Here is a 19,972-nt window from a genome sequence, read left to right as displayed (position 1 = left end):
CCCGCCCGGGGGTGGTGCGGGGGATGGCGACGGGGCGGCGGGGGGCGGTGGGGCGGAGCCAGGAGGGGTGGCGGTGGAGGGCGAGCTGGGGGGACTGGCGCAGCAGGCCGGTGAGGTGGGCGGCGTGGAGGGCGCGCAGGGTGAGGCCGCTGGGGTGGACCCGACGGGACCAGATCGCCTCGGCCAGGGCGTCCCCGCCCTGGGCGGCCTCGGCCGCCTTGCGGAACTCGCCGATCGCCGCCGCCACCGCGGCCGCCAGCGGGGCGGTCGCGAGGTCCTCGACGTGCTCCCAGCCCGAGCGCGGCGGGAGCAGGCCCGCCCAGGACGGGCCGGTGATCGCGGGCGGCAGGGCGACGTCTCCGGTGGGGGCACCGCCGTCCGCGCCGTCGTCGCGGGACAAGGCGTCGAGCCACTGGCCGGCGGAGACCGTCACGTCCAGCGGCAGGGGCTGGGCCAGTCGCGCCGTGCGGACGACCAGCGGGCCGCTCTGGCCCAGGGGGAGGCGGGCGAAGACCGCGAGGGTGGTGCCCGCCGTCTGCAGGCGCACGGCCGCGGCGCGGTCGTAGCGCAGCAGCCGCTCCAGGAAGTCGGCCAGCGGGCCGGCCTCCTGCGGCTCGGCCAGGCGCAGCGGCTCGACGGCGGTGCTCATGCCGAGACCGTCTGGGGTTCCAGGTACTCGGCGAGGAAGGCCCGCTCGCCCGGGGTCAGCCGGCGCGGGCGGCCGGCCGCGAGGTCGTAGGGGACGCAGATGGTGGCGGCGCGGGCGTAGACCTTGTCCTTGCCGTCCGGGCCTGCGCCGACGTCCTTGACCTCGTAGGTCACCGTGAAGGACGCGCGGCCGAGCTTGCTGACCCAGGTCTCGATGGTGACCGGCTCGGGCCGGTAGACCAGCGGGACCAGGTAGTCGATCTCGTGCCGGGCCACGACCGAGCCCTCGGCCATCGCCCGCTCGCCGACCTCGCCGGCGGTGGTGAAGGTGAAGTCGATCCGGGCCTCCTCCAGGTAGCGGAGGAAGTTCACATTGTTGACGTGCCCGAACACGTCCATGTCGGACCAGCGCAGCGGGCAGGCGTATATGTGGCGGGCCACAGGATCTCCGTCGGTTGCGGTGCCCGGGCGGGAGGGACGTGTCGTCCGTCCCGCCCGCCCCGGCACTCGTCGTGCGGGTGTGCTGGAGGCTGCTCGCTCAGTCGCGGGTCAGCTTCTTGTAGGTGGCGCGGTGCGGACGGGCCGCGTCGGCGCCCAGGCGCTCGATCTTGTTCTTCTCGTAGGACTCGAAGTTGCCCTCGAACCAGAACCACTTCGAGTCGCCCTCGTAGGCCAGGATGTGCGTGGCCACGCGGTCCAGGAACCAGCGGTCGTGGGAGATGACCACGGCGCAGCCCGGGAACTCCAGCAGCGCGTTCTCCAGCGAGCTCAGGGTCTCGACGTCGAGGTCGTTGGTGGGCTCGTCGAGGAGGAGCAGGTTGCCGCCCTCCTTGAGGGTCAGCGCCAGGTTCAGGCGGTTGCGCTCACCACCGGAGAGGATGCCGGCCGGCTTCTGCTGGTCCGGGCCCTTGAAGCCGAACGCCGAGACGTAGGCGCGGGACGGCATCTCGACCTGGCCGACCTGGATCCAGTCGAGGCCGTCGGAGACGACCTCCCAGAGGGTCTTGTTCGGGTCGATGTTGGCGCGGCTCTGGTCGACGTAGGAGACCTTGACCGTCTCGCCGACCTTGACGTTGCCGGAGTCCGTGGACTCCAGGCCCAGCATCATCTTGAACAGCGTGGTCTTGCCGGCGCCGTTCGGGCCGATGACGCCGACGATGCCGTTGCGCGGCAGCGTGAAGCTCAGGTCCTCGACCAGGACCTTGTCACCGAAGGCCTTGGCCAGGTGGTCCGCCTCGACGACGATCGAGCCCAGACGCGGGCCCGGCGGGATCTGGATCTCCTCGAAGTCCAGCTTCCGCATCTTGTCGGCCTCGGCCGCCATCTCCTCGTAGCGGGCGAGGCGGGCCTTGGACTTGGCCTGGCGGCCCTTGGCGTTGGAGCGGACCCACTCCAGCTCGTCCTTGAGGCGCTTGGCGCGCTTCGCGTCCTTCTGGCCCTCGATCTTGAGGCGGGACTGCTTGGTCTCCAGGTAGGTGGAGTAGTTGCCCTCGTAGGGGTAGGCGCGCCCGCGGTCCAGCTCGAGGATCCACTGGGCGACGTTGTCGAGGAAGTACCGGTCGTGGGTGACGGCGACCACGGTTCCGGCGTACTTCTCCAGGTGCTGCTCCAGCCACTGGACCGACTCGGCGTCCAGGTGGTTGGTGGGCTCGTCGAGGAGCAGCAGGTCGGGTGCCTCCAGCAGCAGCTTGCACAGCGCGACGCGGCGCTTCTCACCACCGGAGAGGTTGGTGACCTGCCAGTCGCCGGGCGGGCAGCCCAGCGCGTCCATGGCCTGCTCGAGCTGGGCGTCGAGGTCCCAGGCGTTGGCGTGGTCGAGGTCCTCCTGGAGCTTGCCCATCTCGTCGAGCAGCGCGTCGGAGTAGTCGGTCGCCATCAGCTCGGCGATCTCGTTGAAGCGGTCCAGCTTCTTCTTGATCTCGGCGACGCCGTCCTGGACGTTCTCCAGCACGGTCTTGCTCTCGTCGAGCGGCGGCTCCTGCAGCAGCATGCCGACCGTGTAGCCGGGGGAGAGGAAGGCGTCGCCGTTGGACGGCTGCTCCAGCCCGGCCATGATCTTCAGCACGGTGGACTTACCAGCGCCGTTCGGCCCCACGACGCCGATCTTCGCTCCAGGCAGGAAGCTGAGCGTCACGTCGTCAAGGATGACCTTGTCGCCGTGCGCCTTTCGCGTCTTGCGCATGGTGTAGATGTACTCAGCCAAGATGAACCGTCCGGCGTCGTTGTTGGGGTGTGGCTACAGCCTTCCATTGTGCCGCACCCGGGGAGAGCCCCCGAACGCCCGGTGGCACCGGGTGATCCAACCGGCGATCTACGCCGAGCCGGGCGGGGCGCCCGCCTCCCCGCCGGCACCGGCCGAGGGCGCCGACGCGAGGGTCAGCACCCTCGCCTCCGCGTCACCCCCGGCCTCGGCGCCGCGTTCCGACGCGGGCGGACGCTCCGCGCGGGCGAGGCCGCGGCGCTGCTCGTTGATCCGGTTCCGCTCGGACGCCGAGGCGACCAACTCGGGACGGCAGCGCAGGGTCCTGCGGAAGACCGTCGTCCCCCGGGCCAGGTCGTGGCCGAGCGCGGTGGCCTCGATCTCCGCGGAGACGCCCTTGGGCCGCCCGTCCGTCCGCTCCCACTCGCGGACCCGCATCCGGCCCGTGACCAGCAGTGGATCGCCGCAGCCGATCGAGGTGAGGGCGTTCTCCGCCAAGCTGCGCCACGCCCATACTGTGAAGTAGCTGGTGTCGCCCTCGACCCAGACCTGCCGCGGCCGGTCGAAGCGCCGCTCCGTCGCAGCGAGGCGGAAGTGCGCCACCGGCACCCCGCCCACCGTCGTCGCGTACCGCACCTGGCTCACCGCGACCCCGACGAGCGTGACCATCGTTCCGTTCATCATCGTGCTGCCCCCAGTGGTCGTCCTCCGGCCCCGCGGGGGCCGCCTACGAACCACCCTGGCGCGGGTTGAGGACACCCACGCGGGGCCGCGTCAAAGCTGTGGACAACCCGGCCCTGTGGACAACTTGGCCACCCTTATGGGTGCACTTTCACGAGAACCACACACACTTCGCCCGGCCGTGCGACTCCATAACGGCTGAGGGAGCAGGCCCGTAACGAGTGAACAACAGCAGCGTTCCATTGTTCCGCGACCGCTGCGCCCGCCCCACCCCACCTGCGATTATCAGACCGCCTCGCGGCAGGATTCGCCCGAACGACCCGGCCGCACGCAACCGACGCCACGCCTGGCGCTGCTTATCCTGTCCCACGACAGGACCCGGCCGTCTGCCAGGCTCCGCGCCATGCCCCCGTAGCTCAGTGGATAGAGCAGGTGCCTTCTAAGCACTTGGCCGCAGGTTCGAGTCCTGCCGGGGGCGCGTTCGCAGAAACCCTGCCTTGTCAGATCTTCTGCGATGTTTTCGCAGGTCAGGCGGGCTTAGTTGGTATGGCGTGTACATTACCAGGCACCTGGCGGGAGCAACAGGGGTCGTCCGGCTGAGTCTCGGACTCCGGAACGCACACCGAATGAAGCACCGCACCCCGGTGCCGGCCGCAGAGGCGGCGTGGACCGGGGGTGCGGGTGGGTGTGGCGCGTCAGCGGCTGGGGACGGCGAGGAGCAGCGCGAAGCGGGCGGCGGGGTCCGTCCACCAGTGGCGGACGGTGAGGCCGGCCGCGGCGAGTTCCGTGGTGAGGGAGTCGCGGCGGAACTTGCAGGAGATCTCCGTACGCATCAGCTCGTCGGGCGCGAAGTCGACCGAGAGGTCGAGGGCCGGGACCTTGACGGACTGGGCGCGCAGGGAGCGCAGGTGCATCTCGATGCGCTGTTCCTGCTCGTTCCAGAGGGCGACGTGCGCGAAGGCCTCCGGGTCGAAGTCCGCGTCGAGTTCGCGGTCGATGACGTTCAGCACGTTCTTGTTGAACTCCGCCGTCACGCCCGCGCTGTCGTCGTAGGCGCGGACCAGGACCTCGGGGTCCTTGGCCAGGTCGGCGCCGAGCAGCAGGGCGTCGTCGGCGCTGAGGGTGCGGCGCAGCGAGCGGTAGAAGGACGCGCGCTGTTCCGGGTCGAGGTTGCCGATGGTGCTGCCGAGGAACGCGATCAGGCGCGGGCCGGGCGCGTCCGGCGGGAGGGTGAGGTCGGCCTCGAAGTCGGTGACGGTCGCGGCGACGCGAAGGCCCGGGTAGTCGCGGACCAGGGCGGTGCCGGCCTGCTCCAGGGCGCTGGGGCTGACGTCGAGCGGGGCGTAGCAGGAGAGCGTGCCCGCAGCGGTGAGCGCGTCGAGGAGCAGCCGGGTCTTGGTGGAGGAGCCGGAGCCGAGCTCGAAGAGGGTGCCGGCGCGGGTGAGCGCGGCGATCTCCGGGGCGCGGCGGGTGAGGATCTCCTGCTCGGCGCGGGTCGGGTAGTACTCGGGGAGCCGGGTGATCTGCTCGAACAGCTCGCTGCCGCGCGCGTCGTAGAACCACTTGGGCGGCAGGGTCTTGGGTTCGGCGGTGAGGCCGGAGGCGACGTCGGCGCGCAGGGCCTTGGCCAGGTGGTCGGCGGGAAGCCGGTCGTCCAGGGTGAAGCGGGGTCGCTGCGTGATCATGGTGAGGCTCTCCGGTTCTGATCCGCCGTCGGCGGGCAGGCGGTTGTCGGGCCTGCGGGATGAACGGATGGGACGGGAAGGGCTGTGGGTCGGGGTGGCCGCCTCGGCCGGCGGACGCAGCGGGAGGATGCGGACGCCCGTCCGGGTCGCCAGCACCAGCGAGTGGTCGGGGACCTCCTGCCAGGCGCCCGTCGTCGCGTTCGCCGGCTCGTCGTCGGGCTCGGAGGCGACGACGACGCGGCCCGGCGCGAACCGGTACCAGAGCGTGTCGCCCTGGCGGGTCGCGGCGATCGTCGCGCCGTCCGTGTACAGCAGGTTGAGCCGTGCGGCGGGCCGGACCGCGGCGACCTGCCGGACCAGGGCGGCGAGCGCGCCGCCCGCCGGCTCACCCCGGCGCATGCGGCGGACCAGCATGGCCCAGAGCAGCGCGGAGTCGCTGCGCGCGTCGAGCGCGAGCAGCGCGGCGCTGTCGAGCGGCGCGTCGGCGCCCGGACCTCCGGCGGCGGCGATCGCGGCGGGGAGGCGGGTCCAGTCCGGGACCGCGCCGTTGTGGCTGAACAGACGGCGTCCGTCGCGGAACGGCGCGGCGGCCGACTCGTCCTGCGTGGTCCCGGCCGTGGCCGAACGGACCGCCGCGAGGATCGCGCCGCTGCGCACCGCGCCCGCGAGGTCGCGGAGGTTCGGGTCGGCCCAGATCGGGACCGCGCGGCGGTAGCGGGCGGGTTCGGGCGCCTCGGCCTCCTCGTCCGGGCCGGACTCGTCCTCGGGGCCCGAGGCCACCGGCTCCGGGTACCAACCGAGGCCGAAACCGTCGGCGTTGACCGTGCCGTAGCGCTGGCGGCGTGGTGACCAGGACTGCTCGTACAGCCCGTGGGCGGGCCGCACGACGACCTCGGCCAGGGACACCACCGGTCCCAGATATGCGAGATGACGGCACATCAGTCGCGCGCCTCCGTGGGGACGTCGCCCGCGGTCCGGTCGCCCGCGGCCGCGTCACGCGCGGTGCGGAAGCCGGCGAAGATCTGGCGGCGGATCGGATAGTCCCAGTTGCGGAAGGTGCCGCGGCAGGCCACCGGATCCACGCCGAACGCGCCGCCGCGCAGCATCTTGTAGTCCGGGCCGAAGAAGACCTCGGAGTACTCCTTGTACGGGAACGCCCTGAAGCCCGGGTGCGGCTCGAAGTCGCTCGCGGTCCACTCCCACACGTCGCCGATCAACTGCCGTACGCCGTGCGGGGAGGCGCCCGCCGGGTAGCTGCCGACGGGGGCGGGCTGGAGGTGGTGCTGGCCGAGGTTGGCCAGCTCCGGGGTCGGCTCGGCGTCGCCCCACGGATAGCGCCGGGAGCGGCCGGTGGCCGGATCGTGGCGCGCGGCCTTCTCCCACTCCGCCTCGGTCGGCAGGCGGCGGCCGGCCCAGCGGGCGTACGCGTCGGCCTCGTACCAGCACACGTGCAGCACCGGCTCGTCCAGCGGCACCGGCTCGACGACGCCGAACCGGCGCCGCAGCCACCCGCCCGGGGTCGTGTCCGGGTCGTCCGCGCGCCGCCAGAACAGCGGTGCGTGCAGGCCCGCCTGGACGCGGTGCGACCAGCCGGCCGGCGACCACCAGCGCGGGTCCTCGTAGCCGCCGGCGGCCATGAACTCCTGGTAGGCGCGGTTGCTGACGGGGACGGTGTCCAGCCAGAAGCCGGGCACGTCGACCCGGTGGGCGGGCCTTTCGTTGTCGAGCGCCCACGGTTCGTCGTCCGTGCCCATGGTGAAGGGACCGCCCTCGATCCACGCCTCACGCGGCAGGTCGGCCGCGTCCGCGGGCGCCGGGGCGGGCTGCGGTGCGTGCAGCACGGCCGGGCCGCGCCGCAGCTGGTGGGTGGCGAGCATGGTCTCGTCGTGCTGCTGCTCGTGCTGGGCGAGCATGCCGAAGACGAAGCCGTCGGCGAGCAGCGGGTCGGCGTCCGGCCCCATCGGCGCGGCGTCGAGCACCTCGAGGGCGCGGTCGCGCACGGCGGCGACGTAGCGGCGGGCGGGGTCCGGCGGCAGCAGCGGCAGCGCGGGACGTTCGGCGCGCGGGTGCTGGAAGGCGTCGTAGAGCTGGTCCAGGTCGGGGCGGATCGGGGACTGGCCGCCCGCGGCGCGGACCAGCCAGATCTCCTCCTGGTTGCCGATGTGGGCGAGGTCCCAGACCAGCGGCGACATCAGTCGCGAGTGCTGGGCGGCGAGTTCGTCCTCGTCCAGGCAGTCGGTGAGGGCGAGGGTGCGGCGCCGGGCCCGCTCCAACGCGGCGCGGGCGGTGGCCCGGAGCGCCTCGGGGTCGTGCTGACGGGTGTCCGTGCTCGGAGCCTGCTGTCGGGTGTCCGTGTCCGGGTCGGTGGGACGGGAGGTCGCGGTCATCGCAGCAGTCCTTCCGGATGGGCCGGGCGACCGGTGTGGCTGCGGTCGTCCAGCAGGTCGTCGGCGGGACATCGCCCGCGGGCGGGGTAGCGCTCGGCGAAGGCGGCGACCGCCTCACGCAGGTCACGCGGCACGCCGGCGCGGGTGAGAGCGGCGTCAGCGACGTCGAAGCAGGCCAGCGCGGCCTTGGCGAACTCGGGTGCGGACGTGCCCAGTCGGGCGGCGCGGGACCAGACCGAACGGGACGGGAACGGCGAGACGGGCGAGCAGAGCGGTTCGGTCGCCGCCCACGCCGCCTCCGCCGCGGCGCGGTCGTCCAGCAGCACCGTGGTGAGCAGCGCCGGGACGATCCAGCCGTCGCCCGGCTGGGCGTCGATCATCCGCAGCTCCAGCCAGCCGCGGGCGCGGACGGGCGGGAAGAGCGTGCTCAGGTGGTAGTCCAGGTCGGCCCGAGTGGCCGGGCGTTCACTGATGCCACCGTCCAGCCAGTCGGCGAAGCTGTGGCCGGGCGGGGCGGTCCAGTCGGCGGGCTTGTCGCGGCGCAGGCAGAGCAGCCCGGCGTCGAGGGCGAAGCGGGCCCAGTCGTCACGCGGGTCGGCATCGGCGGGCAGGTCGTGCGGAGGACGGGTGCGACTGGGGTCGAGGTGTTCCCACACCGCTTGTCGGGTGGACCGCCAGCCGGTGGGTTTTCCGTGCCACAGCGGGGAGTTGGCGAACGTGGCGACCAGCACCGGCCCGAGCCGGTGGACCAGCTGCCAGCGGGCGCGATAGCCGTCGATGTCGCCGTTCTCGGTTCCGGCGTCCAGATTGAGCTGGACGGCCGCGGTGGCGCGCATCATCATCCGGCCCCAGGGGCCGATGCGGTCGAAGTAGGCCTCCATGGCCGCGTAGCGGGGTTCGTCCAGCACGCGCGGCGGATCACGGAACGGATCGAGGCCGTAGCCGGAGAGGTCCAGGCCCTGCTCGTCGAAGGCCTGCCGGACCAGTGCGAGGTCGTCGGCGGCCGTGGTGACGCAGGTGAGCGGGCCGGGTGCGCAGGTCGTGCTCAGTTCGAGCTGCCCGCCTGGTTCGCGGGTCAGCAGGGTGCCGCTCGGCAGTCGCCCGTCGGTCGCCGGAAGCGACGCGAGTGCTGCGTCGATGCGTTCGGGTGGTACGGCACGGTGTGGCATCGTGCGGTCGAGCACCAGCCATTCGAGCTCGACGCCCGCGTTTCCGGGTGGTCCCGTCTTGAAGCACACGCCGTGGATATGGCCGGCAGCCCGGTCGAGCGTGAGCTCGTCGGGGGCTCCGGCACCGGGTTCAGTGCCCACGGTTCACTCCTCCTCCCAAGTCCACCTAACCCCTGGACGCCCGGGGTGGCACCCCGAGCGCGTCCATCCTCTGAGCCGAATCTCAGGATCGACAGCAGGGTCTGAGCCGTTCGCCGCCTGCGAACCAGCATGCTTCCGGCCACCCCACCTGGCTCGAACACAAGTGCGGTAAGGGTGCATCGTATGCGGATGAATCTGCCGGACATGGCTGGAAAAATGCGTTTGGCCCGGCCGGATGCGGCCTGGTCAGGGACCTTTCCGGGCCGACTACCCGCGGGTAGAGTGCGGCGATCCGGTCCGTTCGTGCAGAGGCAGTGGAAAACGTGGAGAAGAGCGACGAGGCGAACCTGGCGACGCGGGTGTGGATCCGGCCTGCGCTGTGGTGGCGGATCGGCATCGTGCTCTCCGCGGGGCTGGGGCTGATCACCGGGGCCGGCTCGCTGGTGTACTTCACCGTCGAGAGCAATGTGATCGTGCTCGGCTACTTCACCGCCGCCGTCTACCGCATGGTCACGCGGCGCACCGTCGACGGCCCCGCGCCGCGGCTGCGCGGCGCCGCGACGCTCTACATCCTGATCACCGGCCTGGTCGCGCACATCGTGCTCAACCACGGCGCCAGCCCGCTCCCCGGGCTGACCCACGGCAGCGGCGCCGACCGGCTGCAGAGCTGGTCGCTGCTGCTCCTGCACTACACGACGCCGATCATGGTGCTGCTCGACTGGCTCTGCTGCCGTCCGCGCAACGCCTCCCGCTGGCGGGACCTGCCGCTCTGGCTGGCCTTCCCGCTCGGCTACGCCGGGCTGACGGAACTGCGCGCCGTGCTCTTCCCCTTCTTCCCCAACCGCTACCCGTACTTCTTCCTGGATCCCGCCGGGCACGGCTACGGCTGGGTCGGCCTGCAGATCGCCCAGCTGACCGTCGAGTTCGTCGTGCTGGGTGCCGTCGTCGTGGGCCTGGACCGGCTCGGCACCGCGGCGCGCTCGGCGTTCGCCGAGCGCGCGGGCCGGGTCGGACCGGCCGTGGGGGAGAAGCCCGCCGCCTGACGTGGTTCGGGCCGTCGATTGTCAGTCCCTCCGCCTAGTGTTCGGGACGTGGGGCGACGCGGCGGTTCGCGTCGGCCCGGTCGTCGAAGGCTGCCGACGAGGGGGTAGGTCGATGTATCGCCAAGGAGACGTCCTGCTGGTCCCGGTGGCCGAGGTCGCGGTTCCCGCCTCGGTCCGGGCGCTGGCCGCGCAGCCCCGGGACGGGCGCGGGCGGCTGGTGCTCGCGCGGGGTGAGGTCACCGGGCACGCCCATGCCGTCCTCGGTCCGGGTCGGCTGCTGCGTGAGGGGGACCAGGCCGCCGAGGCCTGGCTGGAGTTGACCGAGGGCGGCCAGATCGTTCACGAGGGACACGCGGCGATAGCGCTGCCGCGCGGCTGGTACCGGGTGGTTCGTCAGCGCGAGTACACGCCCGGCGCGCTCCGGGTCGCGGCCGACTGAGCCGTTCCGGGGCGGGCGGTCATCCGCGGGCGTCGGCCGAACGGTGCAGACCGGCGCCGAACGGTGCTGACCGAGGCCGAGTCACCGAGCAGGCAGCAGGGCGGGGGAGGGGCGCACACCATGACGACCGAGCAGGACGACTGGGCGCGGATCGGTCGGCGGGTCGGGCCGGCGGACCGGGCCGCAGCGGAGGCCGGCGTGCGCGCCGCCTACCGGCTCGCCGGCCTGGCGGAGCCCCGGGCGGTGGTCTGGTGCGAGTCACCGCTCGTCGCGGCTGCCGCCGCACTGCAACTGACCAGTGGGACGGACGGGTTGACCGGGCCCCTGGCCGAGCGCGCCAGGGTGCGGGCCCGCAGGCTGCTGGCGGAGCACGGCTTCGTGGCCCCCGGGAGCGGGGAACGCACCGGGCTGCCGGAGGCGAGCGTGCGGGACCTCGTACGCACGGGGCCGTGGCAGCGCGCCCGGGGCCGGCTCGTCGCCGAACTCGGGCGGGCGGGCTGGTCGGAGCGGTGGACCAGCGCCTCCGGTGCGCTCTGGCCGCGGCTGCACGGGCTCACGCAGCGCATATGTGACGCCGTCGTGGACGGGCTCACCGGGCCCGAGGCCCAGGCCGGGGTGCGGCCCGACCACGAGCGGTCGGCCGTCCGGCTGGTGCTGCTGGACGCGGTGCCGGGCCAGCAGGACGCGGCGTGGCTCGCCGCGCTCGCGGACGACCCGGAGCTGGCCGGGCACCGCGCGGTGGCCCGCAGCGCGGGTTGGTGGTGGCCGTACACGGAGGTGGCGCTGCTGGTCGAGCGCCCGGTCGCGCTGGAGTTGGACGAGGCCGGCCGACTGCACCGCGGCGACGGCCCAGCACTGGCCTACGCCGACGGCTTCGCCCTGCACGCCTGGCGCGGCATGCCGGTGCCCGGCTCGCTCTTCGCCCGCCTCGCGGACCTGACGGTCGAGGAGATCCGCGCTGAGCCGAACGCGGCGGTGCGCCGGGTGATGCTGGAGCACTTCGGTCACGACCGCTACCTCGCCGAGTCGGGCGGCAGGGCGGTGCACCGGGACGAGACGGGCGTGCTCTGGCGGATCGAACTGCCCGGTGACGAGCCGCTGGTGATGGTCGAGGTCACCGACTCCACGCCGGAGCCGGACGGTTCGCGGCGCGTCCACTGGCTCCGCGTCCCCCCGGGCACGGGCACCGCCCGCGAGGGCGTGGCCTGGACCTTCGGCCTCCCGCCGGAGGCGTACCGGCCCCGGAGCCAGACCTGAGCGGTCGGCGCTGAGCCGGCCCGGACAGCACGGTGGTCCAGACGGCGGGGTGGATCAGGCCGGGGCGTCGTGCAGCGCGTACGTCGCGGAGGGCGCGGCCACCGCGAAGGCCGCTGCGTGGTCGGCGCGGGCCGGGAGGGTGGAGAGGGTCCAGCCCGGGGGGAGCGAAGCCGGGGAGGACTCGCCGACGTAGTCGAGGGAGGGGTCGCGGCCGAGGCCGGTGCCGAGGGCCTTGAGGTAAGCCTCCTTGCGGGTCCAGATCCGGGCGAAGCCCTCCGGGGACGGGCCGCCCGGGGCCGCGGCGAGTTCCGCCTGTTCCGCGGGGTGAAGGGTGGTCATCGTCTCGCGGACCGTGTCGGCGCGGGGCAGGCGCTCCACGTCCACGCCGATCGGCCTGCCGGCCGGGGCCAGTCCGATGAGGACCAGGTCACCGCCGTGGGAGAGGGAGAACTCCGGCTCGGAGCCGACGACGGACGAGGCGAGGCGCGGGCGGCCGTGGGGGGCGCCGCAGCACGGGCAGGGCTCGCGGTCGAAGCGCAGGTCGGCCGCCGGGATGCCGGTCCGCGCCGCGAGGACGGTGCGCAACGCGGTGTGGGCGACGGTGTAGAGGACGCGGTCGTCCTCGCGGACGAAGCGGGACGCGCGGTCGCGCTCCGCCGCGTCGAGGACGGTGGGGTCGAGCGCGGGCTGCGGAGCCCGCGCGTCGACGATCCACAGGTCCACCTGCACGGGGAGGGCGTCACCCGGCGTCGCTCTCACGGCAGCAGCTCGGCGAGGTGGCGGGCGTAGCGGGTCGTCGCGCCGTCCGTGTAGGGGAGGAAGAGCTCGGGCTCGATCAGCTCCAGCTCCATGACGGCGGGGCCGTCGGCGAGGTCGACCAGGTCGACGCGTCCGTAGGCGACGGGCGCGGGCGCGGCGGCCAGCGCGGCCCGGGCGACGGCGAGTTCGGCCTCCGAGGGGAGGTGGGTCCGCACCGTGCCGCCGTGGTGCTCGTGGATCCTGTACTCGCCGGAGGCAGGCACCTTGCGGACGGCGTGGCTGAACTCGGAGCCGAAGAAGACGAGCGAGGTCTCGCCGCGGGTGAGCACGGACTCGACGAGCGGCTGCAGCAGCGCGTCGCCCTCGCCGACGAGGCTCTCGAGGTGCGCGGCGGTCTCGGGCGCGTCGATGTGGGCGCGCAGCGCGCCCCGGGCGCCGGCCGAGACGGCCGGCTTGCCGACGACCTCCACGTCGCCGTGGCGCTCGCGGAAGGCGGCGAGCACCTTGTCCACCTGGGCGCGGTCGGCGCCGCGGCGCAGCAGCGCGGTGGGGATGACCGACACGCCCTGCTCGGCGAGGGCGGGCAGGTAGCTCTTGTGGTGGTTCCAGGCGATGACCTCGGCGGGGTTGCGCAGCGTGGTCCGGTGGCCGGCGGTCTCGGCCCAGGCCAGGAACTCGTCCAGCCGGTCCCAGTAGTCCCAGGTGGTGCGCACGAGCGCGAGACCGTAGGTGCTCCAGTCGAGGTCCGCGTCCCAGGGGTGGATCTCGGCGTCGACTCCCAGCGCGCGGAGCTCGGCGACGAGCAGGTCGTTCTCGGGGACCTCGCGCGGCATGGTGCGGCCGGTGAGCAGGGCGATGTCGGGCAAGGAACTGCCGCCTCTCGTGTGCGCGGGCGCGCCTCTCGTGTGCGTGGATGACCCGCCCGCGAGCCTAACCGCTCGTCGTCACCGGCCGCCCGCCGCAAGGCGATCTTGCTCTTGTGGTCTGTGCGACAACTCCGCTTCGACTGAGGTATTGACGTCTCGCCAGGCGGACGGAAGACTCCCAGAACCTGGTTAGGAAGGTTTCCTAACATCTGAAGGAGTGTCGATGTCCCGTACTCCGCAACGCCTGGTGGCCGCGCTGGTGGCCACCGCCGCAGCCGCCGCGGGCGCGTACGCCCTCGGCGGCAACGCGGACGCCGCCGCCACGGCCGGCGCCGCGGCAGCGACCCCCAGGCTCGCCTTTCCGCAGCACCAGACCTACAAGACCGGCGTGATGCCCGCGGTCTCGCAGTCGACGCGCGACGCCGCCGTGGAGAAGCAGTACGACTCCTGGAAGCACACCTATCTCGTCCACGGGTGCGCGAGCAACGAGTATTACGTCTCCACCAAGGGCGACAGCGACGCCACGAACAACGGCACCGTGTCGGAGGCCCAGGGATACGGCATGAACATCGTGCCGCTGATGGCCGGTTACGACGCCAACGCGCAGACCGAGTTCAACGGCCTCTGGCAGCTGGTCAAGGACCACAAGGACCAGTGGGGCCTGATGCAGTGGCAGTTGGACGGCAAGTCCTGCAAGTACTACAGCTCCGGCACGCCGGACGCGGCCACCGACGGCGACCTGGACATCGGCTACGGCCTGATCCTGGCCGACAAGCAGTGGGGCGGCTACACGGCCGACGCGGAGTCCTGGCTGGCCAGCGTCTACGCCCACGACGTGACCTCCGACGGCCACCTCAAGTGCGAGGACGACGGCCCGTCGACGGACACCCGGCCGTCCGACAACATGCTGGACCACCTGCGCGCCTTCGCCGCCTACGACAAGGCCCACGACTGGACCAAGGTCGTGGACCGGATGCAGGCGGTCGTCAGCGAGTTCACCGCCACGTACTCGTCGGGCGCCGGTCTGATGTCGGACTTCGTCATCCACGCCAACACCACCTCGCCCTCCCCGGCGCCCGCGAACTACCAGGAGGACCAGCCGGACAACATCGTCGGCTACAACTCCATCCGCGTGCCCTGGCACCTCGGCACCGACGCGCTGCTCTACGGCCCCACCACGGCCGGGGTCTCGCTCGGTGACGCGAAGAAGTGGTCCGCGTGCACGAAGAGGCTCGCCGGCGGCGACCCCGCCAAGGTCCAGCCGCACATCAAGCTGAACTGCGCCAACGGCAACGTCTCCGGTGACACCCAGGCCGAGGAGGCCGGCGACTCGATCGGTCCCGCCGCCATGGCCGCGGGCGACCAGACCTGGACGAACGCGATCTGGAACCAGCTGCAGACCAACCCGTTCGGCGATGCCTACTACGGCGAGACCATCAAGACGCTGGTGATGATCGTGATGGCGGGCGACTACTGGAACCCCGCCCAGCACTGACGCCACGTCAGAGCGGCGGGCAACCCGGGCCGGGCGGCGATGTGGGCGCCACCCGGCCCGGCGCGCGGTCGGACGCGGTCAGACGCGGGTCAGACGCGGTCGAGCGGGACGTGGGGCCCCTGCGGCAGTTCGACGGTGATCCGGTCCCCGGGGCGGACCTCGCCGTCCCGGAGCACGACGCCCATGATCCCGGCCTTGCGCACCACCTGGCCGTCCTCGTCCCGGCCGACGCAGAGCTTCAGCAGGCCCGGCTGGAAGTTGTTGATCTGCGGGCACGGATTGCGCAGGCCGGTGATCTCGACCTCCGCCTCCGCGCCGAGCCGCAGGCGCGCACCGCGCGGCAGTCCGAGCAGGTCGAGGCCGCGCGTCGTGATGTTCTCGCCCAGCGCGCCCGCGGCGACGTCGTAGCCGGCGGCGCGCATCTCGTCGTGCAACTCCGCGTGCATCAGGTGTACCTGGCGCAGGTTGGGCTGCGTCGGATCGGCGGCGACGCGGGAGCGGTGCTGGACGGTGACGCCGAGGTGGGTGTCGCCCTCGACGCCCAGCCCGGCGAGCAGGCGGATCGCGGGCACGTTGGGCTTGCTGAACCCGTGCTCCGTGTCACGGCTGACGGCGGTGACGGCTGCGGTCTGCGTCGGCAGCGGTTCCTGATCGGTCACGTGCGGCCCTTCTGTCGGTTCTGTCGCGCGGACAGGAAACAGGGTCGTGCACGTCATTCTTGCAGGTCGGACCCCCGGGAGGACGTCCGGGTCGGCCGCTCGGCCGGGTGCCCGTGCGGGCGGTGGCCGTGGTGAGCCCGGCGGGGGAGCGCGGCCCTGGCACTGCCGAGCCATCTGCCCACGGCCCGTAGCGCGTTGGGCGTTCTCGGGGCGAGTTCCAGGGCGAGCACGACCACCGCGACCAAGGCGAGGAGCAGCAGCCAGTTGCGCAGGTAGGGCAGCGGCAGCAGGCTCGGGTTGCCGTGGTCCACGCCGGAGCGCAGGACGGCCGGCAGGCCCACCGCGGTGAGCGCCGCCGCGACCACCAGACCGCCGCGCACCAGCGGACGTCGGGTCAGCGCGGTGCCGGCGAGCAGGACCAGCGGCAGCCAGAAGCCGTCGTGCAGGACCAGCCCGCCGACGCCCCAGAACAGGACGTCCAGCGGGTCGCGGATATAGGGGTCGTGCAGCAGGCCGTAGAGGCCGTAACCGATCACGCCGACCCCGAGGAGGGCGAGTCCGGTGCGCAGCGCGCGGATCATGGTCACAGCACCTCCAGCCGGGACACCCACTTGGTCTGCAGCACGCCCGGCCGGTTCGGCGCGATGATCCGTGCCGGATAGCCGTGGTCCGGGTCCAGCACGTGGCCGTCGACGCGGAGCGCGAGCAGGGTGAGCGGGTCGCGCGCGTAGGTGTGCGGCATCGTCATCACCGCGTACGGGCCGCTCTGCTCGAGGGAGGTGACGCGGATCAACGCGCCCGGCGCGGCACCCGCCCGGTCGAGCAGGTCGCGGATCCTGACCCCGCCCCAGCGGGCCGAGGCGCTCCAGCCCTCCACGCAGGCGATCGGCAGGTCGACGTCGGTCTGGGGCAGAGCAAGCAACTCGTCCATGGTGAGCGTGTACGGGCGCGGGCCGTCGACGCGCAGCCGCCAGTCGGCGGGGGTCCGCAGCGTCCCCGCTTGTGCGGCGGTGCGGTTGACCGGCAGGCCCTGCGGCCCGACGTCGGGCCTGCGCGGGGAGAGCAGGTCCAACGAGCGTAGCCACGGCACGGTCTGACCCGCCGTCACCACTGTCACCGCGCCGACGGCGGCCGCTACCGACCCCAGCAGCGCCCGCCGTCCCGGAAGCGGCGGCTTGGAGCGACGCCAGTGCTCCGCGATCTCAGGCCCCTTGGCGGCGACGTGGACCAGCAGGCCGCCGACCGCGATCCAGGCCAGCCAGAAGTGCGTCTGTCGGAACGGGAACGGCCACGGGTACCACTGCAGGGTGTTGAGCAGCCCGGTGAACAGCTCCAGCAGCATGGCACCGACGAGGAGCGCGATCCCGAGGCGCTCCAGCCCGTGCCGGAGGGTGCGGGCCGGCGGCCAGGCGAAGAGCTTCGGGTAGACCGTCCACAGCTTGGCCCCGAGCAGCGGGATCGCGGCGATGCCACTGATCACGTGCAGGCCCTGGGTGACCCGGTAGCCCTGCGCCGGGCGGCTCGGCAGGTGGTCCCGCAGCCAGGTGGGCGGCTGTTGCAGCAGGTGGCTGATCAGGCCGGTCACGAAACACACCAGGATGGCCCCGGCGAGCCACCGCCCCAGGACCACCGCGGTCCGCGGCTCGTGCAGGCGGGACCGGAAGGCCCCCTCCCGCAGCGGGCCCTTGCGCAGCGCGTCCGGCGGCGTCGGAAGGGGCGCGTCGAGCGGGTTCCGGAGGCCGAGTCGTCTCATGCCTCCATCACACCGCCGATCAGCGGCGTTGCAGCCGAGCAACCCGGCTACGGAAGTCTTACGTCAGGGGGTCCGTTGCACCTCCAGGGGGCGCAGAGCCCCGCGCCCCTGGGAGTGCGACGGCCCGCGGCAGCGCGGGCTCTGCGCGTCAGCGCAGCATGCCGCCGATGAGGCCGCCCACTGCGCCTTCGGATTCGCCGCCCTGGGCGGGGAGGTACGGGACGAGGGCGTGGGCGAGGTTCGGCAGGGGCATGCTCTGCAGCCAGATCTGACCGGGGCCCGTGAGGGCCACGAGGTGGTAGCCGTCGCCGCCGAAGATCTTGTTGGCGATGCCGGGCACGCGCGTGATGGTGAACTGCACGGACTGGTCGAACATCCCGACGTGGCCGGGGTGCACCAGCATGGTCTGGCCGGGGCCGAGCGTGTAGGTGGTGAGCTCGCCGGAGAGCTCGATCCAGGCGCGGCCCTGGCCCTCCAGCCGCTGCATGATGAAGCCGTCGCCGCCCCAGAGGCCGCCCCGGAAGCTCTGCTGCAGGCCCACGGTCGGGTTGATGCCCGGCGTGCCGGCCAGCCAGCCGTGGCGGTGCACCATGACGCTGCGGCCCGGCATGATGTCGACGGGCACGATGTGGCCGGGCACCTTGGACGCGAACGCGACCAGGCCGGGGCCGCCCTGGGCCGCGTACTGGGTGATGAAGAGGCTGCCGCCGCCCATGACGCGCTTCATCGCGCCCATGAAGCCGCCACCGCCGCCGCCCTGCTGACCGCCGGACATGCTCTGCGTCATCTGGATGTTCGCGGACATCCACGACAGTTCGCCGTGCGGCGTCACCACGTACTCGCCCGGCCCCAGCTGTACCTCCAGCACCGGCATGGTGCTGCCCTTGATCTCAGCCTGCATGGCGGCCGCCCCCCTCAGATCCGTGTTGCGTCTGACGGCACGGTATCGCCCCTGGCCAAGCGCGAACAGCCGGGTCCGGGCCTTGTTGCCGGACCCTTACGAGACACACAAACTGACGGTGGCTCAGCCCCGGCCCTAGCCGCCCCGCAGGCCGGGCCAGTCGAGCAGCAGCTGCTGTTTGCGCGGCAGCGCCGAGACCACGAGGTCGTAGGAGTCCTCGACCATCTCCTTGACCAGCCGGTCCGGGAGCGAACCGTCCAGCAGCACGGTGTTCCAGTGCCGCTTGTTGAGGTGCCAGCCGCCGGTGATCGCCGGGTACTCGGCGCGCAGCCGGACCGCCAGGTCGGGGTCGCACTTGAGGCTGACCTGCAGCGGGTCCGCGTCCAGCGCGGACAACGCGAACATCTTGCCGCCGACCTTGAAGACGGAGGTCTCCGGGTTGAACGGGAACGTCTCCCCCGCGCCGTTGAAGTCCAGGCAGAGAGCACGAAGTTGATGGGACGTGAACGATCCGTGATGCATGGGTCCAGTCTGCCGTCTCACAGCTAACATATGGGGGACTGCGGGGTGGCGAGTTGTCACCCCGATCCGTGGTGTGCTGGGCGGAGGGGGCTGACGTGACAGAGAACGCCGACGCGGACAGGGGCGTGGGTACGAGCGAGGTCGCCGCCGATGTCGCCGCCGACTGGGACTGGGCCACGGCGGAGGACGGCGACGCCGAGCCGCGCGTCGAGCTGCGCACCGACATCCCGCACCCCGCGCGCATGTACGACTACTACCTGGGCGGCAAGGACAACTTCCCGGTGGACCGGGTCGCGGCCGAGCAGGTCGTCAAGCTCATGCCGACCGCCCCGGACGCGGCCCGCGCCAACCGGCGCTTCCTCGGCCGAGCCGTCCGCCACGCCGCGGCGCTGGGCATCCGTCAGTTCCTGGACATCGGCACCGGCATCCCGACCGCCGAGAACACCCACGAGGTGGCGCAGCGCTCCGCGGCCGACTCGCGGGTCGTCTACGTCGACAACGACCCGATGGTGCTCACCCACGCCCGCGCCCTGCTCAGTAGCGCGCCGCAGGGCCGCACCGCCTACGTCGAGGCGGACTTCCACGACGCCGACGCGATCCTGGAGTCCACGGCGGTCAAGGAGCTGATCGACTTCGACCAGCCGGTCGCCCTGCTGGTCGTCGCGCTGCTGCACTTCCTGCCGGACTCGGACGAGCCGCACGCGCTGCTGGAACGCTACAAGCGGGCACTCGCGCCCGGCAGCGTGCTGATCCTCTCCCACGGCAGCTCCGATCACACTCCGGAGCTCGAGGAGGGCGTGACCGGCATCTACAAGGCGGGCGGCATCACCGTCGCCACCCGCACCCGCGACGAGATCACCCGCTTCGGCACCGGCGGCGCCGACGGCTGGGAGCTGATCGGTCCCGGCGTCGTCTCCCTCAACGAGTGGCAGGCGGGCACGGAGACGGTCGGCGACGACGACCTCCGGCTCACCCGCCAGGAGGTCGGCGGCTACGGCCTGATGGCACTCAAGAAGGCGTGAGCCCGGCTCCACCCGCCAACGACGGCGGACTCCCGGAGTGGCTCCGGGCGGTCGCCGAGACTGCGCTGCCCCGCGAGCGCCTCGACGGGGCGCGGATCGACCGCGGCGGCTCCCACGACGTGGTGCTGCTGCCCGGCGTCGCGGTCGTCCGCATCGCGCGCACCCCGACCGCGGAGGCGGAGCTGGCCCGCAACGTCGAGCTGCTGCGGCGCCTCGCGGCGCTGGACCTGCCGTTCGCCGTGCCGGAGCCGCTCTCCGCGATCGTGACGGCGGAGGGCCGGACCGGCGTCGCGCTGTCCTGGCTCGACGGCGCGCCCACCGCCCGCGGCGAGGGCGGCGACCCGA

The 19,972-nt window shown here is 72.7% G+C and carries 20 protein-coding genes, 1 tRNA gene and 1 pseudogene; 7 read left to right on the top strand and 15 right to left on the bottom strand.

Going from position 1 to position 19,972, the window contains the following annotated elements; translation table 11 throughout:
* The 4 genes from DN069_RS05875 to DN069_RS05860 form a co-directional block, all read right to left on the bottom strand.
* On the bottom strand, positions 1 to 649 hold a 649-nt coding region (locus tag DN069_RS05875; protein ID WP_111499758.1), incomplete at its 3' end, for a DUF8010 domain-containing protein.
* Positions 646 to 1,089, bottom strand: coding sequence for an acyl-CoA thioesterase (locus DN069_RS05870; protein ID WP_111499757.1), 444 nt, complete (start codon positions 1,087 to 1,089; stop codon positions 646 to 648). The genes DN069_RS05870 and DN069_RS05875, both read right to left, overlap by 4 nt.
* 97 nt (positions 1,090 to 1,186) lie before the next feature.
* On the bottom strand, positions 1,187 to 2,851 hold the full coding sequence (gene ettA / locus DN069_RS05865) for an energy-dependent translational throttle protein EttA (RefSeq protein WP_111499756.1): 1,665 nt from the start codon (positions 2,849 to 2,851) through the stop codon (positions 1,187 to 1,189).
* Positions 2,852 to 2,959: 108 nt separating this feature from the next.
* Entirely contained in the window at positions 2,960 to 3,532 is a 573-nt protein-coding gene (locus DN069_RS05860; RefSeq protein ID WP_111499755.1) for a single-stranded DNA-binding protein, read from the bottom strand.
* 402 nt (positions 3,533 to 3,934) lie between these two features.
* Here DN069_RS05860 and DN069_RS05855 point away from each other — a divergent pair.
* Positions 3,935 to 4,007 (top strand) — tRNA-Arg (locus DN069_RS05855).
* A 217-nt stretch (positions 4,008 to 4,224) separates the two neighbouring features.
* Here the strand turns inward: DN069_RS05855 and egtD are convergent.
* The 4 genes and pseudogenes from egtD to egtA all read right to left on the bottom strand — a co-directional run bounded on the left by egtD (position 4,225) and on the right by egtA (position 8,911).
* Positions 4,225 to 5,214: an L-histidine N(alpha)-methyltransferase gene (gene egtD / locus DN069_RS41340; RefSeq protein ID WP_165845380.1), complete on the bottom strand. Its 990-nt coding sequence runs from the start codon at positions 5,212 to 5,214 to the stop codon at positions 4,225 to 4,227.
* Between the two features lie 177 nt (positions 5,215 to 5,391).
* Positions 5,392 to 6,153: pseudogene (egtC, locus tag DN069_RS41335) on the bottom strand (ergothioneine biosynthesis protein EgtC); the annotation flags it as partial.
* The gene (gene egtB / locus DN069_RS05845; RefSeq protein ID WP_111499753.1) at positions 6,153 to 7,601 is read right to left on the bottom strand and encodes an ergothioneine biosynthesis protein EgtB; all 1,449 of its coding nucleotides are present in this window, start codon (positions 7,599 to 7,601) and stop codon (positions 6,153 to 6,155) included. The gene egtB and the pseudogene egtC, both read right to left, overlap by 1 nt.
* A complete protein-coding gene (gene egtA, locus DN069_RS05840) occupies positions 7,598 to 8,911 on the bottom strand; it encodes an ergothioneine biosynthesis glutamate--cysteine ligase EgtA (RefSeq protein ID WP_111499752.1) in 1,314 nt (437 codons plus the stop codon). The genes egtB and egtA overlap by 4 nt, the downstream gene beginning before the upstream one ends.
* Before the next feature lie 323 nt (positions 8,912 to 9,234).
* Here egtA and DN069_RS05835 point away from each other — a divergent pair, with 323 nt between their 5' ends.
* The 3 genes from DN069_RS05835 to DN069_RS05825 all read left to right on the top strand — a co-directional run bounded on the left by DN069_RS05835 (position 9,235) and on the right by DN069_RS05825 (position 11,650).
* Complete coding sequence (locus DN069_RS05835) at positions 9,235 to 9,954, top strand: Pr6Pr family membrane protein (RefSeq protein WP_243638942.1); 720 nt, start codon at positions 9,235 to 9,237, stop codon at positions 9,952 to 9,954.
* A gap of 112 nt (positions 9,955 to 10,066) precedes the next feature.
* A complete protein-coding gene (locus DN069_RS05830) occupies positions 10,067 to 10,393 on the top strand; it encodes a hypothetical protein (RefSeq protein WP_111499751.1) in 327 nt (108 codons plus the stop codon).
* A 120-nt stretch (positions 10,394 to 10,513) separates the two neighbouring features.
* The gene (locus tag DN069_RS05825) at positions 10,514 to 11,650 is read left to right on the top strand and encodes a DUF6745 domain-containing protein (RefSeq protein ID WP_111499750.1); all 1,137 of its coding nucleotides are present in this window, start codon (positions 10,514 to 10,516) and stop codon (positions 11,648 to 11,650) included.
* Between the two features lie 54 nt (positions 11,651 to 11,704).
* Here the strand turns inward: DN069_RS05825 and DN069_RS05820 are convergent, their stop codons facing one another.
* Together DN069_RS05820 and DN069_RS05815 are read right to left on the bottom strand one after the other, a co-directional pair.
* Positions 11,705 to 12,409, bottom strand: a complete 705-nt coding sequence (locus DN069_RS05820) for a 4'-phosphopantetheinyl transferase family protein (protein ID WP_116513673.1) — start codon at positions 12,407 to 12,409, stop codon at positions 11,705 to 11,707.
* Positions 12,406 to 13,275, bottom strand: a complete 870-nt coding sequence (locus DN069_RS05815) for an ATP-grasp domain-containing protein (RefSeq protein WP_207892060.1) — start codon at positions 13,273 to 13,275, stop codon at positions 12,406 to 12,408. Before DN069_RS05815 ends, DN069_RS05820 begins: the two co-directional genes overlap by 4 nt.
* A gap of 223 nt (positions 13,276 to 13,498) precedes the next feature.
* Between DN069_RS05815 and DN069_RS05810 the strand changes: the two genes are divergently transcribed.
* Positions 13,499 to 14,770, top strand: a complete 1,272-nt coding sequence (locus DN069_RS05810; protein WP_111499749.1) for a glycosyl hydrolase family 8 — start codon at positions 13,499 to 13,501, stop codon at positions 14,768 to 14,770.
* An 89-nt stretch (positions 14,771 to 14,859) separates the two neighbouring features.
* Here the strand turns inward: DN069_RS05810 and DN069_RS05805 are convergent, their stop codons facing one another.
* From DN069_RS05805 to DN069_RS05785, 5 genes are all read right to left on the bottom strand, one after another.
* Entirely contained in the window at positions 14,860 to 15,429 is a 570-nt protein-coding gene (locus tag DN069_RS05805; protein ID WP_243638941.1) for an MOSC domain-containing protein, read from the bottom strand.
* A gap of 53 nt (positions 15,430 to 15,482) precedes the next feature.
* Positions 15,483 to 16,016, bottom strand: coding sequence for a hypothetical protein (locus DN069_RS05800; RefSeq protein WP_207892059.1), 534 nt, complete (start codon positions 16,014 to 16,016; stop codon positions 15,483 to 15,485).
* The gene (locus tag DN069_RS05795) at positions 16,013 to 17,182 is read right to left on the bottom strand and encodes a molybdopterin-dependent oxidoreductase (RefSeq protein ID WP_111499748.1); all 1,170 of its coding nucleotides are present in this window, start codon (positions 17,180 to 17,182) and stop codon (positions 16,013 to 16,015) included. Before DN069_RS05795 ends, DN069_RS05800 begins: the two co-directional genes overlap by 4 nt.
* Positions 17,183 to 17,330: 148 nt before the next feature.
* The gene (locus DN069_RS05790) at positions 17,331 to 18,083 is read right to left on the bottom strand and encodes an AIM24 family protein (protein WP_111499747.1); all 753 of its coding nucleotides are present in this window, start codon (positions 18,081 to 18,083) and stop codon (positions 17,331 to 17,333) included.
* Positions 18,084 to 18,218: 135 nt separating this feature from the next.
* Positions 18,219 to 18,605 carry an MmcQ/YjbR family DNA-binding protein gene (locus tag DN069_RS05785; protein ID WP_111499746.1) on the bottom strand — a complete coding sequence of 129 codons (387 nt, stop codon included), beginning with the start codon at positions 18,603 to 18,605 and terminating at the stop codon, positions 18,219 to 18,221.
* A gap of 95 nt (positions 18,606 to 18,700) precedes the next feature.
* Here DN069_RS05785 and DN069_RS05780 point away from each other — a divergent pair, with 95 nt between their 5' ends.
* Together DN069_RS05780 and DN069_RS39835 are read left to right on the top strand one after the other, a co-directional pair.
* Positions 18,701 to 19,627, top strand: coding sequence for an SAM-dependent methyltransferase (locus DN069_RS05780; RefSeq protein ID WP_243638940.1), 927 nt, complete (start codon positions 18,701 to 18,703; stop codon positions 19,625 to 19,627).
* Positions 19,624 to 19,972: phosphotransferase (locus DN069_RS39835; protein ID WP_341538442.1), on the top strand; the 349-nt coding region annotated here is incomplete at its 3' end. The genes DN069_RS05780 and DN069_RS39835, both read left to right, overlap by 4 nt.

It is taken from the genome of Streptacidiphilus pinicola, assembly GCF_003258295.1.
Taxonomy (GTDB): domain Bacteria; phylum Actinomycetota; class Actinomycetes; order Streptomycetales; family Streptomycetaceae; genus Streptacidiphilus; species Streptacidiphilus pinicola.
This window is presented reverse-complemented; position numbering and strand designations above follow the sequence as displayed.

Coding starts and splice junctions, on each gene's coding strand:
- DN069_RS05860 (WP_111499755.1), bottom strand. CDS start 3,532: ATGATGAACGGAACGATGGTCACGCTCGTCGGGGTCGCGGTGAGCCAG.
- egtD (WP_165845380.1), bottom strand. CDS start 5,214: ATGATCACGCAGCGACCCCGCTTCACCCTGGACGACCGGCTTCCCGCC.
- egtB (WP_111499753.1), bottom strand. CDS start 7,601: ATGACCGCGACCTCCCGTCCCACCGACCCGGACACGGACACCCGACAG.
- DN069_RS05830 (WP_111499751.1), top strand. CDS start 10,067: ATGTATCGCCAAGGAGACGTCCTGCTGGTCCCGGTGGCCGAGGTCGCG.
- DN069_RS05825 (WP_111499750.1), top strand. CDS start 10,514: ATGACGACCGAGCAGGACGACTGGGCGCGGATCGGTCGGCGGGTCGGG.
- DN069_RS05810 (WP_111499749.1), top strand. CDS start 13,499: ATGTCCCGTACTCCGCAACGCCTGGTGGCCGCGCTGGTGGCCACCGCC.
- DN069_RS05795 (WP_111499748.1), bottom strand. CDS start 17,182: ATGAGACGACTCGGCCTCCGGAACCCGCTCGACGCGCCCCTTCCGACG.
- DN069_RS05790 (WP_111499747.1), bottom strand. CDS start 18,083: ATGCAGGCTGAGATCAAGGGCAGCACCATGCCGGTGCTGGAGGTACAG.
- DN069_RS05785 (WP_111499746.1), bottom strand. CDS start 18,605: ATGCATCACGGATCGTTCACGTCCCATCAACTTCGTGCTCTCTGCCTG.